Source organism: Streptomyces sp. NBC_00459 (assembly GCF_036013955.1).
Taxonomy (GTDB): Bacteria; Actinomycetota; Actinomycetes; order Streptomycetales; family Streptomycetaceae; genus Streptomyces.
This window is the reverse complement of the sequence record NZ_CP107903.1, coordinates 8734523-8748810: the sequence shown is the minus strand read 5'-3', so window position 1 is coordinate 8748810 and position 14288 is coordinate 8734523. Positions and strand designations below refer to the sequence as shown.

At 68.2% G+C, this 14288-nt stretch carries 10 protein-coding genes; 2 read left to right on the top strand and 8 right to left on the bottom strand.

Going from position 1 to position 14288, the window contains the following annotated elements; genetic code table 11:
• Positions 1-82: 82 nt before the first annotated feature.
• The 5 genes from OHN74_RS38395 to OHN74_RS38375 form a co-directional block, all read right to left on the bottom strand.
• A complete protein-coding gene (locus OHN74_RS38395) occupies positions 83-1018 on the bottom strand; it encodes an FKBP-type peptidyl-prolyl cis-trans isomerase (RefSeq protein ID WP_327699161.1) in 936 nt (311 codons plus the stop codon).
• Positions 1019-1188: 170 nt separating this feature from the next.
• Positions 1189-2460, bottom strand: a complete 1272-nt coding sequence (locus OHN74_RS38390) for a hypothetical protein (RefSeq protein ID WP_327699160.1) — start codon at positions 2458-2460, stop codon at positions 1189-1191.
• A gap of 1574 nt (positions 2461-4034) precedes the next feature.
• The gene (locus OHN74_RS38385) at positions 4035-4991 is read right to left on the bottom strand and encodes a fumarylacetoacetate hydrolase family protein (RefSeq protein ID WP_327699159.1); all 957 of its coding nucleotides are present in this window, start codon (positions 4989-4991) and stop codon (positions 4035-4037) included.
• Between the two features lie 2 nt (positions 4992-4993).
• Positions 4994-6577, bottom strand: a complete 1584-nt coding sequence (locus OHN74_RS38380; RefSeq protein ID WP_327699158.1) for an MFS transporter — start codon at positions 6575-6577, stop codon at positions 4994-4996.
• 58 nt (positions 6578-6635) lie between these two features.
• Positions 6636-7589: an MBL fold metallo-hydrolase gene (locus OHN74_RS38375; protein ID WP_327699157.1), complete on the bottom strand. Its 954-nt coding sequence runs from the start codon at positions 7587-7589 to the stop codon at positions 6636-6638.
• A gap of 145 nt (positions 7590-7734) precedes the next feature.
• On the opposite strand from OHN74_RS38375, the gene OHN74_RS38370 reads away from it, so the two are divergent.
• Positions 7735-8343, top strand: a complete 609-nt coding sequence (locus OHN74_RS38370) for a TetR/AcrR family transcriptional regulator (protein ID WP_327699156.1) — start codon at positions 7735-7737, stop codon at positions 8341-8343.
• Positions 8344-9053: 710 nt separating this feature from the next.
• Positions 9054-10901: a ricin-type beta-trefoil lectin domain protein gene (locus tag OHN74_RS38365; RefSeq protein ID WP_327699155.1), complete on the top strand. Its 1848-nt coding sequence runs from the start codon at positions 9054-9056 to the stop codon at positions 10899-10901.
• Positions 10902-11133: 232 nt separating this feature from the next.
• Here the strand turns inward: OHN74_RS38365 and OHN74_RS38360 are convergent, their stop codons facing one another.
• The 3 genes from OHN74_RS38360 to OHN74_RS38350 all read right to left on the bottom strand — a co-directional run bounded on the left by OHN74_RS38360 (position 11134) and on the right by OHN74_RS38350 (position 14287).
• Positions 11134-11964 (bottom strand): amidohydrolase family protein, encoded by an 831-nt coding sequence (locus tag OHN74_RS38360; RefSeq protein WP_327699154.1) that lies wholly within the window; start codon positions 11962-11964, stop codon positions 11134-11136.
• A complete protein-coding gene (locus tag OHN74_RS38355) occupies positions 11961-13076 on the bottom strand; it encodes a CaiB/BaiF CoA transferase family protein (RefSeq protein WP_327699153.1) in 1116 nt (371 codons plus the stop codon). The genes OHN74_RS38360 and OHN74_RS38355 overlap by 4 nt, the downstream gene beginning before the upstream one ends.
• A gap of 74 nt (positions 13077-13150) precedes the next feature.
• Positions 13151-14287, bottom strand: a complete 1137-nt coding sequence (locus OHN74_RS38350; RefSeq protein WP_327699152.1) for an acyl-CoA dehydrogenase family protein — start codon at positions 14285-14287, stop codon at positions 13151-13153.
• Between the last annotated feature and the right edge of the window lies 1 nt (position 14288).

The following is a 14288-nucleotide window of genomic DNA, read 5'->3' as shown; positions in this document are numbered from 1 at the left end:
GTGCACGGACGATCGCAAGGCGTCGACTTCCTGGACGCGAAGCCGCGTCACGGCTGGTTGTCCGCAGCCGGAGCCGGCGCGTCTACATCGTGGCGAGGATGTCGATGGAGAAGACGAGGGTGGAGTTCTTGGGGATGAGCGGTGACTCCCCGTCGCCCAGGGCCTGGCCGGGAGGGATGACGAGCAGGACGCGGCTGCCGACCTTTTTGCCGACCAGCCCGTCGGTCATTCCCTTGATGGTCACCTGTGACAAGGGCATGACCCGCACCTTCCCCCGGTCGTAGCTGCTGTCGAACTCGGCGTTGGTGACCCACACTCTTCCCACCAGGTTCACCACCGCCGTGTCGGTCTTCCTCACCACCGGACCGTCGCCCTCCAGGACGTACTTGGAGAGGAGGTGCTTGGGAGCCTCCCTGGTCCGCGGGACCTCCAGGTCCGGTTCCTTGCCGTCGGTGTTGGTGCCGACCGTGGGGAGGCCAGGATCGTCCTTGGCGACCTTGGTGCCCTTGGCGGAGCTTGGTACCGCTGCTCCCTTGACGATGTCGATGACGAAGACCAGAGTCGCGCCTTCGGAGACACCTGCCTGGCCCATCTCGCCGTAGCCCAGTTCCGGGGGGATGACCATCTCGATGCGGCTGCCGACCTTCTGGCCGACGAGGCCCTGATCCCAGCCCGCGATCAGATCGCCGGTGCCGATGGTCTCCGAGAACGGGATCTTGACGTCGTAGGTGTTCTCGTAGGGCTTGTCCTTGGTCCATTCCTGCGCGATGTAGTTGACCTCGAACGGATCTCCCTTGGCCAGGACCGGACCAGAGCCCTTGCTGAGGACCGTGGTCATCAGTTTCTTGGGAGGGTCACCCTTGCCCCGGTCAAGCGTCGGTTCCTCGCCGAAAGCCTTGCCCGTGGTGACCATCGGGAGCGGGACGTCCGGATGTGCGGTGAGGTCTGGCCCACCTGCGGAACAGGCGGCCACTGAGAGCAGCAGCGGAATGGCGGACAGCGGGATAAGACGGCGCATTGTGTTTTCTCTGTGTTCTCGGAGAGGGAGATGTGGCACGGGGAGGTCGTGGCACGGAGGCAGGGCCGGGGATGCCTTGCGGGTGCGCCGGTCCGCCGGGGCGCCTGGTGGGGGCGCTCCGGCGGACGGCTGTCACCGGCTGTGCGGTAGTGCGGCCGGTGTGGTGCGGCTCAGAGCTTGTTGAGGATGTGGGCTCCGGTGTTGCGCATCACCGCGGTGGCCTTGACTCCGACCATGCGGTACTTGCCGTTGCTCCAGGTGATCGAGCCCGCGTGGTGGCCGGCGATGAAGGCCGTGTTCTGGTTGCTCACCAGGAAGATCGGGGCGCCGGAGTCGCCGCCCGCGGTCTTCGACGCGCAGTTGCAGGGCCCCCGGTCGTACGTGAATCCGTTGTTGTCGCCGATGCAGGCGTCGCTGCCGCTCCAGCAGATGTTGAAGTTGATGTCGTCCGCGCGGTGGTTGGTGTGCTGGTAGGTGCTGCGCCCGCTGACGTGGAGGTTCTCCATGGCTGCCCAGACGGTGGTGGTGCCGGCGACCCTGATGTTGGCGGTGCTGTACTTCGTCCCGCCACTCCACAGACGACCGGTGTAGGCGCCGGCCAGCGGCGCCGCGTTGCGGTACATCACCTCGGTGTCCATGTTGGTGTAGCGGGCGATGACCGACCCGACCTGGTTGCTGGCACTGAAGTCCGCGGTGTCCTTCTGGTTCCAGACCGCCTCGGTCTCCTTGTAGCAGTGCGCCGCAGTGGTCATGTACCGCCGTGAGTCCGTCTCAAGCGCGTAGCCGGCGGTGCACAGGCCGACCTTGTTGGTGAGCGCGACGCCGCCGAGGTAGGTGACGTAGTCGTCGAAGCGGTTGGCCTCCGCGGTGGCGGTCACCCCCGTCTCGACCACGACATCGGCCACATGCTCGCCGACCATCGCGGTGATCTCCGCCGGGGTGGCGTCGGTGCCCATTTTGATCAGGTCCGTCGCGGGGTCGTAGTCGAGGGTCAGCGAGGGGAGGGACGGCAGGTTGGTGCGGTTGTCCTGGATGAACTGGATGATTCCCTGCAGTTCGCTGGTGTCGAACCGGGCGCTCTTCTTGTAGGTGATGCCGGAGTTCGGCGACTGGGTCGCGATCGCGTCCTTGGCCGACTTCTCCTCCGTGGCGCCGATGTCGGCGGGGAAGACCAGCACCGGCTTGCCCGTGGTGGCGTCGGTGTAGTAGTCGAGCGCCGAGGACTCCCAGGCGATCTCCTCGATGGGCGCCCACATCGCGTCCCCGTCCACCCGCGCCTGGTTCTCGGCGTCGGTGGCCGTCATCGACGTGTCGTCGGTGTACGGTCCCTCGTCGGCGCTCGCACTCGGCAGAGCGCCGACAAGCATGGTCGCCGCGAGAGCGACCACCGCGGACGCGGAGCCCAGTCGTCCAAGACGCGCGGGCCTCATGGTTCTGTTCACTCACCACTCCTCAGAAAAGCTGGAACTTTCTGCGGAAGATCAACACACCAGGACGACATGGATTCGCCGCCGCAGCGGGAATACTTGTCCGTCGCGGTCGACTCGCCGGTAAGAGCGCGGACCGGCAACCCTTTCGGCGTTGCCGACGCGATGAATGCTCAGCCCTGGACGCAGCGTGATCCGCACCTGAAAGGCGGGGGCTCACCCAGGGATGCCGTCATGGTCGTTGAAATTCCTTGATCTGTGCGGAAACTCCAGCCTTAAAGGCGGGGAGCCGCACCCCCGGCTTCCGGGGCTAATGGAAAGTTAAGCCCCTTATTTGCGATACGCAACCCCAAAAATGTCTCCTTCGGCGAACGGAAGGTGAACGCCGGATGGTCGACTGGGGAGTAACCAGAATTTTTCGCGTCCGCCTTACCTGCTCCGGGAGTTCATGCCTGGAATCGAGCCGCTCGTCATGACGGCAGCGGGAAGGTGACACGGGAGATCGAACTAAAACGCAACGTCGTCACAGCTGGGAGCACATGTGATGATGGTCATCATTCGGCGCCCGCGCGCAGGCGGGGGCTCCCGCGGCGTGGTAAGGGTGTCGGGGCGGGGTTACGCAACAAAAAAACCCAGCGGCTACATCAAGGAAATCCCGAAGGGCTCCTGAGCCCACTTCACGCGCGGCAAGGAGTTGCCTGGCAGTTTCGTGTGCACATCGATTTCCAGGGCCGCCTTACTGCCATCTGATTGAGGGGCAAGATCCCTGTCGCGAAACACATTGCGGAGAAAATAGCCCGAAACAGCGAGTCTGCAGAGAGGCACCTGACTCCGAACGGCCGACAATCCTTGGGGGCATTTTCGGTTTCAACCAACCAAGTGACTGGAGCCGTCGACACGGAAACCCTGGGAACTAGCATGGCTTTCGATGGGAGCGCTCCCACCACGATACCAGCAGCTCCCACTGACGCCAAGAGGGTCACCTCCCGCTTCCGGTGATGAGGTGAATCGAAGTGCATTTCAGCGTGACCGCTCATGGGGCAGGGGCAGAGTATTCGGCGCTGCCAGACGGAGGTTCGGACTCGTCCAGGGACGACGCCCCCGACATCTGCACGACGTCGTCCACGCAGGCCGTGACGCGGCTCGCCGCCCGCCTGCGCGACCTCGCCCATGCTGGAATCCGGTGGACGGCCGGTTCGACGTCTACGCGTCGAACCGGCCGTCGGCGTCTGAGCCCTCGACCCCTGCGAGCAGCCCGAGTGGGTCCGTCCAGGATGTCCCCCGCTCACAGCTTGCCGGGCGACCGCTTCCGCGTGAGCCCCGCCCGTCGTGTGATCAGAAGGGGGACCGTCGTTACGCGCACCGAGTCCGCTTCCTCCGAGTCGGTCCGTGTGAACGGGTGCGGAGCCGGCTCGTCGGTCCCGTGGGTTCCCTGACCGAGGCAGCCGCCCGCACAGACAGGTTCCCCGACGCCCTTTACCGGTGCATCGTCACCCGCTGCGACTGTCTCAAGTCTGTCGGCGTGGCCGGGTGTGAGCCCTGGGTGAGGAGACCAGAAGGCATGAGCCTGGCCCCCTCCCCCGGATCCTCTACCTGGAGTGTTTGACCTGCCTGGCACTCGGTATCGGTACGGGTGGCACGCCTTCGACGACGGTGTTGCTGATGGTTCCGATGCCCTCCACCGTCATGGTGACCGTGTCGCCGGGGCGGAGCGGGGGCGGGTGCAGTCTGCCTTTGCGGCCCCAGAATTCGGCGAGGCAGCCGTTGCCGCAGGTCCCGGAGCCGAGAACGTCTCCTGGACGTATCTCTGTGCCCCGGGAGGCGTACGCGGTCATCTCCTCGAACGTCCACGCCATGTGGGAGAGGTTGTCCCAGCCGATGATGTTGTCGTTGACCTTGACCAGGACGTTGAGGCCCAGACGGCCCGAGCTGTCGCGGTGGGCGTCGAGTTCGTCGGCGGTGACGAGCCAGGGGCCGAGGGTGGTGGCGGAGTCCTTTCCCTTGGCGGGGCCGAGTTTGACGCGCATTTCGAAGCCCTGCAGGTCGCGTGCGGACCAGTCGTTGAGGATCGTGTAACCGAGGATGTGCTCGCGTGCCTGTTCCGGGGTGAGGTCGCGGCCTTGCCTGCCGATGACGGCGGCGACCTCCAGTTCGAAGTCGAGGCGTTCGCAGCCGGGCGGCACGGGGACGTCGTCGTGGGCGCCGACGACGGAGTAGGGGTTGGTGAAGTAGAAGGCGGGCTGGGCGTACCACTCGTACGGGACGGTGTCGCCGTATCCCTGGGCGATGCCCTCCACGTGCTGCTCGAAGGTCATGAAGTCGCGGATGGTGGGCGGCTGGAGCGGGGGCAGCAGACGGACGTCCGCGAGGACGATGGGGACCGCTGTGCCGAGCGCGTGCTCTCCCGTCTCGCGCAGTGCTTGCTCGCCCTCCTCGATGAGCCGCAGCAGGCTGGAGACGGCGGGGAAGGGATGGATTGTGTCGCCGGCGAGAGACAGGACTCCGGAGTGCCGTGCTCCGTCGTACTCGAAGGTCGCGAATCGCATACTCAGTTCCCGGTGGTGTCGGGGAGGCGGGTGGCCTGGGGCCTGAGGCCGATGAACTTCGCGGAGACGACGGCCGCCATGAGGCACGCGCACGCGGTGACCAGGAGGCCGGTGTTGTAGCCGTCGGCGAGGGCCCGTTCGGTGACGAGGGCGATCTTCGAGCTGAGCGGACCGAGTTCGGCGGTGTGCAGGGCGATGGGGCCGCCTTCGGACAGTACGGCTGAGGCTGTGCCGTTTTCGGCGGGAGTGAGGCCCGCGGCGCCGAGGTCCGAGGCGATCTGTGTGGTGGCGAGGCTGAGGGCGATGGCGCCGACGATCGCCGGGCCGAGGGTCTGGCCGAGGTCGCGGACCAGGCTGGTGGTGGCGCCGGCCATGCCGGTCAGTTTCTGCGGGACGGTGTTGACGGCGGCGGCGGTGAGGGCCGCGACGACCAGTCCGAAGCCGAAGCCGTTGAGGACCAGCGGCCCGAGGAGTGGGACGAGGCCGTGTTCGTCGATGGGTACCGCCCGCAGCCACAGCTGGGCGGCGGCGAGTGAGACGAACCCGGCGACCAGCATCGGGCCGGGGCCGGTGCGGTGCAGCAGCCGGACGAGCAGCGGCCAGATGAAGGGGGTGATGCCCTGGATGACCAGGAAGGGGATGGCTGCCCGTAGCGGGCTCTGGTGCTGGATGACGCCGAGCCGGATGCTGAGGGTGTAGGCGCCGCCGAGGAATCCGAACATGCCGACCACGGTTGCCACGGCCGAGGCCGCGAAGGCCGGGATACGGAACAGCTCCAGGCGCAGCATGGGCGCGGTGGACCGGTTCTCGACCCGGACGAAGACGGCGAGCAGCAGCGCCGCCGCGAGGAAGGCCGCGAGCACCGGCGTCGAGCTCCAGCCGTCGCTGGGGCCCTGGATGATGCCGTACAGCAGGCACAGCATGGCCAGGGCGAGGGAGATCTGGCCGGGCCAGTCGAGCGCGCGTCCTTCGGGCGCGCTGGACTCGGCGGCCAGCAGCCGGGCGGCGACGGCGGTGAGCAGCGCGAGGACGCCGACGGCGGCGAACGCCCAGCGGAACGAGGTGTGTTCGACGACCGCGCCGGACAGCAGCGGGGCGATGAACGCACCGATGGACAGGGCGGTGGTCCAGGAGGCGAGCCCCCGGGCGCGGGCCGCGGGCGTGGTGGTCTGTGCGGTGATCACCGCGAGGGAGGCGGGGAAGAGGGCCGCCGCGCCGATACCGGAGAGTGCCTGGCCGGTGATCAGCTGGCCGGGAGTGTCGGCCGTGGCGGAGACGAGGTAGCCGACCGCGGCCACGCCGGCGCCGTGGACCAGGAGCCGTTTACGGCCGTAGAGGTCGCCCAGGACGCCGAAGGTGAGCGCGAGCACGGCGGCCGGGACCATGAACGCGTCGCTGATCCAGGTCAGTTCGGCGCCGGAGGTCTGGAGGCTGCGCTGGATGACGCCGTTGATCGCGGCGGGGAGCACGAGACCGATCTGGGCCAGACAGACGGCCAGGCAGCCCGCGATCAGCGTGCCGGTGTGGTGTGCGGGCGTGCCGGTGGCCGTCGGCGCGGCCTGTGGTCGGGCGGAGCTGGAGACCATGTCTTCTCCTGGGGAAGACGCCCCGTGCGGTACGGGGCGTGGCGGCTCGGGGAGAGGGTCAGAAGGAGATCCGGGGACAGGCGAGGTCGGCCATGTGCCCGAACAGCTGGGGGCCGTCCAACGGCGTGAGATCCGGGTCGAGTTCGCGGTAGACGGTGTGGACGTTCACGGCGAGGCGTTCGCTCTCAGCGAGGTCTGCGAAGGATCCGAGGGGGATGTCGCGGGCGGCTTCCCCGGGACTCATGCCGGCGGCGTGGCGGGCGCTCGCCTGCTCGTGCACGTACTCCAGGTAGGCGCGGGTCGCATGCAGCGCGGCCTTGGTGGTGACGGGGCCGTGGCCGGGCACGACGGTCTCGGCGCCGAGGCCGAGGATCAGGTCGCAGGCGGCGACCCAGTTGTCGAACGGGCCGTGCCACACCACCGGGGTCGCCCCGGCGAAGACGATGTCCCCGGTGTAGACGGTCCGGGCGTGCGGCACGTGGACGATCGTGTCTCCGGCGGTGTGCGCGGGGCCCACGTCGATGAGCTGGACGCAGGTGCCACCGATGTCGAGGGTCAGTTCCCGTTCGAAGGTCCGGCCGGGCAGGACGGGGCGGATCGCGGCGAAGTCGAAGCCGCCGAAGATCCGCCTGGCGAAACGGCCTGACGGGGTCTCGGGAGCCATCAGACGGGCCATGTCCGCAGGCTGGACCTGGCGCATGTCGGCGAGCGAGGCGTGCGAGGCGACGATCTCCGCGCCCTCGACCAGCTGGTTCCCGAACCAGTGGTCGCCGTTGCCGTGGGTGTTGACCACCGTGGTGATCGGAGCGCGCGCGGTCACGGCGGCGAACCCGTCAAGCATCCGTGCGGTGAGGCGCAGGTCATAGAGGGTGTCGACGAGCAGCGACGCGTCCCGGCCCGCGATCAGTCCCGCGTTGCTCATGCCCCACCCGCCTGCCGACTGCTGCCAGAGATGGCAGCCGCCACGCAGCCGGACGATCTGTGGACCGGCGATGGAGTGCTCGGAAGCCACACTGCCTCCTGTTACGGGTTGCGATTCTCACAGGTCAGATCGGACTTTAATCTAACATTGGACTTGAGTACATCATTGATCTGAAATCTATCGAGGAGGGCTGTGGGCGGTCAAGAGTCCGGGAGGGCGTGATATCTGTGAGGTCATGACTAGCCCGGAAGTGCACACCACCGGCATCGGCCGCAGGGAACGCAAGCGGCAGCAGGTGCGCGATCAGCTCTACGGCATTGCGATCGACATGTTCACGCGACAGGGTTACGAGGCCACGACGATGGACCACATCGCGGAGCGCGCGGACGTGGCACGGGCCACGGTCTTCAACCACTTCACGCAGAAGACCGGGTTCCTGGAGGAATGGGGCGCCAGGCGGCGGGCCCGCGTACTGGAGATCCTCCGACAGGAACATGTCGAGGACCTGCCGGTTGAGGACCGGCTGCGGCGTTATGTCGGAGAACTGGCGACCCTGAACATCGACTCACGCGCCGAGACGGCCGTACTGATGGAAGCTTCGGCCCGATTCGGGCAGCTGCTGCGCGACCCCACCCCCGAACTGGCGCTCGCCGGGATCATCGCGGACGGCGTCAGCCGGGACGAGGTACGGCCAGGAGTGGATCCCGCTGAGGCCGGATCCCTGATCGCGGCCGGCTACTTCGCGAGCGTCATCCGCTGGGCAGGCGCGGAACCCGAACCCTTCGACCTGCGCGAGCGCCTCGACGGAATGCTGGACATCGTGCTGGGCGGCATCCTGGCCTGAAGGAACGTCAGCCTGCCGCCATCCGTCGCGTCGCGCCCCGATCGGCGCGAGGGTCGGCGGGGCCGGATTCAGCCCGGCGCCATCGCCCTGGGGGGCGATCCTGCTCCAGGCGTCGGCGATCCACCGGATTCCGGGCGTGTCCAACGGAGTTGTTGTCCACTGACGGGCACCGTCTCCCTTGAGGGCGGGCGCGGAGGGCCTTGCTCTCTTGGGAGTGCTCGACGGCGCCTCTTCCGTTGTTACCGGTCCTCGCCTCGCGGTTCGTGAAGAACCCCGGCACACTTCTGAATCCGCCCGAGTGCTTGGCTCCGATTCAGGTGGGCGCCCATTCCGCAGGATGAGCGGACTCGTCGGCTCGGTGCACGGCATGCCAAATGGTGGCTTACTTCAAGTAAGTTGAGCTTCTTTCAGCTTTCCTCCACGAGATCTCCTCGCACTGGATGCTGTGAACTCGAAACCCATTTCCAGAACTCCCTCATGACGCCCTGTCAGTCATTTTCGAGTTGAATGGATACAAAGACTCTCGCGCTTGCCTCCTGTCTGTTGACTGTGTGATGGTGACACCTGTCAACGCGGGGCGGATGCTCTCCGGGTCCGCGTGCACGAGTCACGCCTGGCTGCCTTTCGTTTCGGAGGAGCGGCTCATCGGTCGGGCCGTGCAATCAACTGGTTCGGAGTTTTTCCCGCATGGCCTGTGAAGGAAAGCGCACTTGAGTGAAGTAACTCGGCCGAATTGCCAGACTCCCGAGCGCCCGTTCGAGGCGATGGACGAGGAACTCGCCGTCGAACTGAGGCAGCGCTCCGGCAGGGGGCCCGCAGACCATCCGGTCGGTGAACTGCTCGCCCGGCACTGGGTCGCGGTGTTCTCGTACGCGAGGCTGTGCACCAGCGAGCCGCAGTACGCCGGAATGCTCACCAGCGCGGCGTTCGCCAGGCTCTTCGGCGAAGCTCAGAGGAAGTCCGGCCCGACGGCCGCGTGGCGGCCGCACCTGCTCATGACGGTTCGTCGCATCGCGGGTGAATGGGATGCCGACAAGCGCCGGGCGCTGCTCAACCCCCGACTGCTGACAGCGGACACGGAGCGGGCTGCGGCCAGACTCCTTCCTCGAGAGGACCGCCTCCTGGTGGCCCGCGCCTTTCACCGGCTGCCGGAGCGGGCCAGGTGCCTGCTGTGGCACACGGAGGTCGAGGCCGAGGACCTCGCGATACCGAGCGCCCTGCTGCGACTGGAACCGGCGGACGCCCCTGCCCAGTTGGAGCGTGCGCGTGTCCAGCTGAGGGACGCCTGCGTCGAGGCTCATCGCGAACTCGCCCCCCAGGAGGAGTGCCGCCGCTTCAACCGGCTGTTGGACGTGTCGATCCAGCGTGGTGGCGCGGACCTCGACCGGGATCTGCTCCGCCACATGAGCAGGTGCCCCTACTGCCGGCACGCCGCCGACCAGTTGGACCAGTCGGGCGACCGGCTGTCGGTGCTGCTCGCCGAGGGGGTACTGGGGTGGGGAGCGCGGGACTATCTCGGCTCACGGCCGGGACGGCGTACTGCGCAGATCGTGGAAGTGTCCATGCCTTCTGAAACGAAGAGCGGGACAGGAGCCGCTCTCCGTTGGCCGACCGGGGTCACCGAGCCGGGGCCGAGTCCCCGTCGGCCCACCGTGTTCGACGAGTCGCGCAACCCCCCGTCCGCCGGTCACGGCGCTGTGCGGCACGGCAGCCCCAAAGGCTTCCTCCGTCGCCGGAACCTCGTCCTGGCGATGGTGGGCCTGAGCGGATGCGTGCTGATTCCACTGCTCTTCTGGCCGGTTGGCGGTGACGGCTCGGGCGGCGGTGCCGGCCCCGTCGACGCGGCGAGTCCATCGGCGTCCACAGGGTCCGGTGGACAGCCCTCCGGGATCAGGGCGGGCGGCGACGGCAACTCGCTGACGGGTCGGTTGCGCAACGCGGAGACCGGCCTGTGCGTCGGCATCGCCGACGGAAGGGCGACGGAGGGAGCGGAGCCTCTCCTCCTCACGTGCACCTCGTCCCCAGGGCAGCAGTGGTCCTACGAGAGCGACGGCTCGCTGCGCGGCGTGGCTGCCCCCGGACTGTGCCTCGACTCCCGACGTGGCTTCTCGGTGCGGCTCGGGGACTGCGCGGACAGGTCGCGAGAGGCCCTCGTGCGCTACGACTTCACCATCCAGGGAAACCTGCTGCCACGGGGCATGTCTGACCTCGCTCTCGCGTCGATCTCCGACGAGAAGGGGGCGTATCTCACCCTCAAGACGCGGACGGACAGCGATGCCCAACGCTGGGAGTTCGACACCTCGGTGACATCGGCACAGTTGGAGTTGGTCGCGTCGCGCGTCGGACGCGACGAGGCGGCCACTGCGGGCAAGACCCCGCCCAGCACGTCCCGCCTCCCGTCCTCGACGGTGAAGCCCGAACCCTCCACGGCGAAACCGACGGACTCCGCGTCGCCCTCGGCGACGAACCAGTGCAATTCCTACTCCTGCGGGTCCGAGGACGACGATCGCAGGCTGCAGGACGGAGGGAGGGACGGAGGGAGGATCGGTCGCCGATGACGACCGCCGCGCCGAATGCCGCATCGCGATTCCCCTCGGCCGTCGTCCCGCGGGGAACTGCACCCCTCGGCCCGCTCGTGCGAATCACACACGGAGCCGAGGGGTTTGCGTGGATCGTGCCGCGTCGGTGACGACCCGTCCGCACCGGACACACGCCCTGGGGAAGCCTGGGAGCGCGGCCACGGAGCAGGGGTTCGACATTGAGTGCCGGGGCAAGGAAGTACACCCGTGTCTACTTCGCGGCGGGGCCTTTTGCGAGGCTGAAGATCCGCTCGGCGTGGCCGTGGAGGTACAACTCCCTGGCGGTGTCGCCGAGATGGAGGGTGTCGAGGTCGGCGAGGGCCCTGTCGGCGGTGAGCATGGGGTAGTTGGTGCCGAAGAGGACCTTGTGCCGGTCACTGCCGAGATAGTTGACCAGTTCGGGCGGGATGCGCTTGCTGGTGTAGGCGGAGGTGTCGATGTAGACGTTCTCGTGCTTGCGGGCCACGGCGATCATCTCCTCCGTCCACGGGTAGCCGATGTGCCCGGCGACGATGGTGAGTTCGGGGAAGTCGAGCGCGACGTCGTCCAGGTAGGGGATGGGGCGCCCGGTCTCGGAGGTGCGCAGCGGGCCGGTATGGCCGACCTGGGTGCAGAACGGGACGCCGAGTTGTACGCACTCGGCGTAGAGCGGGTAGTAGCGGCGGTCGTTGGGCGGCCAGCCCCACAGCCACGGGACGACACGCAGCGCCTTGAAGCCCAACTCGTCGACGCAACGGCGGAGTTCACGGACCGCCTCCATCGGTTTGCGCAGATCGACCGAGGCGACACCGACCAGCCGGTCCGGGGCGTGGGCGGTGAACGCGGCGACCTCGTCGTTGGAGATGAGGGCGCCTTCGGGCCCGAACCAGGCGCTGAGGAGGGAGATATCCACGCCTCCGGCGTCCATGGCGGCGATGGTCAGGTCGACGGGCAGTTCCTCGGTGAGGGTGTCGGCGCCGGTCCAGCGGCGCAGGGAGGCGAACATCTCGTGCTGGATGAAGCGCAGTGTGGGGTGCTGGGCCCAGACGTCGACGACGGTCATGCGAGGGCACCGTCCTTTCGTAGTGTGGTGATCTCGGAGGTGGTCAGGCCCCAGTCGGTGAGCGCGGAGTCGGTGTGCTCGCCGGGGCGGGGAGAGGGGGCGGAGATCGCCCCGGGGGTACGGGAGAAGCGCGGCGCCGGGGCGGGCTGGCGTGTGCCCGCGACCTGGGTGAAGGTGCCGCGGGCGGCGTTGTGCGGGTGGCGGTGAGCTTCGAAGGGGCTCAGGACCGGGGTGACGCACGCGTCGGCGGACTCGAAGACCTCCGCCCATGAGTCCCGGTCGCGGGCGGCGAACGCCGTAGCCAGGCGTTCACTCAGCTCGGGCCAGCCGTCCGGGTCGAGCTGCGGAGGGAGGTCTTCGGGGCTGAGGCCGAGCAGTTCCAGAGTGCGGGACCAGAACTGCGGCTCGATCGCGCCGACCGCGATGTAGCGGCCGTCGGCGCAGGCGTACGTGCGGTAGAAGGGGGCGGAGCCGTCGAAGAGGTTCCCGCCCCGTTCCTCGCGCCACAGTCCGCGAGCACGCAGACCGTGCAGGATGCCGGTGATCAGGGCGGCGCCCTCGGTCATCGCGGCGTCGACGACCTGGCCGCGACCGGATCGCTCCCGTTCCCACAGGGCGGCCAGGATGCCGACGGCCAGCAGCATCCCGCCGCCGCCGAAGTCGGCGACGTAGTTCAGTGGCGGCAGCGGAGGGCCGTCGGCCGGGCCGAGGGGTTCAAGGGCGCCGGACACGGCCAGGTAGTTGATGTCGTGCCCGGCGCGTGGCGCCAGCGGCCCGTCCTGCCCGTAGCCCGTCATACGCCCGTAGACCAGGCGGGGATTGCGGGCGAGACAGACGCCGGGCCCGATGCCGAGCCGCTCGCACACCCCCGGCCGGAAACCCTCGACGAGGACGTCGGCGCGCTCCACCAGCCGCAGCACCGTCTCCGCGCCGCCGGGGTGCTTGAGGTCGACGGCGGCCGACCGGCGCCCCCGGGTCAAGGGGTCCTGGACCGCGGATTCCGGTGCCGCAGACCCGGGACGGTCGACGCGCAGCACCTCCGCACCCAGGTCGGACAGCACCGTACAGGCGAACGGCGCGGGCGCGAGACTGGCGATCTCAAGTACGCGCACACCGTCCAACGGGCCTGTCGCGGCGGTCGCAGAGATGTTCCCCGCACTGTTCACAGAGCTGTGCCTCGTCCCGTTCACAGGTTCATGGACCGGCTGATGATTTCCTTCATGATCTCCGAGGTGCCGCCGTAGATCCGTTGGACGCGGGCGTCGGAGTAGCGGCGGCAGACGGGGTGTTCGCGCAGGTAGCCGTAACCGCCGAACATCTGGAGACAGTCGTCCACGACCTCGCCCTGCAGTTCGGTGGCCACCAGCTTGGCCTCCGCGGCTTCCTCGGCGGCCAGCCGTCCGGCGTTGTGGGCCAGGACGCAGGCGTCGACGTGGGTCTGGACGGCGGATGTCCGGGCGCGCATCGCGGCCAGCCGGAAGCGGATGTCCTGGAACGCCGCCACCGGCCTGCCAGACACGGTCTGCTCCTTGACGTACGCGATCGTCTCCAGCAGAGCGGCCTGGGCGTCGGCGACCGCTCCCATCGCGACGACGAGGCGTTCCAGGGCGAACTGCCCCATCATCATGACGAAGCCCTGGTCCGGCTCGCCCAGGACATGCGTGTCCGGGATCCGTACCTGCTCGAAGAACAACTCGGCGGTGTCCCAGGTGCGCAGGCCCAGCTTGTCCAGTTTGCGGCCCCTGGTGAAGCCCGGCATCCCGGACTCCACCAGGAACAGACCGATGGCGCGTCCCTCGCCGGTGCGGGCGGCCACGATGACCAGGTCAGCGTTGATGCCGCTGGAGATGAACGTCTTGGCACCGTCGATCACCCAGTCGTCGCCGTCCCGCACCGCGCGGGTGCGGATGCCTGCCACGTCGGAGCCGGTACCCGGCTCGGTGATGGCGATGGCGACCACGCTCTCTCCGCCGACCGCGCGTGTCAGATGGCGCTTCTTCTGCTCGTCGGTGCCGAACTCGGCCAGGTAGGGGACGACGATGCCCGAGTGCAGTGGCACGGCGAAGCCGGACTCGGCGGCGAACGCGAGCTCCTCGATCATGATCTGTACGTACCGCAGGTCGCTCAGCCCCAGACCGCCGTGGGCGGGATCGGCCCAGGGACACAGCAGCCTCCGCTCGCCCGCGAGCCGCCATACATCCGTTCCGACAATGCCGTCCCTCTCCCACACCGCCTGCCGCGGCACGACCTCCCGCTCGACGAAGTGGCGCCACACGGCCCGGTACGCCTCGTGGGCGTCGTCGAAGTGGCCGTGTCTGATCATG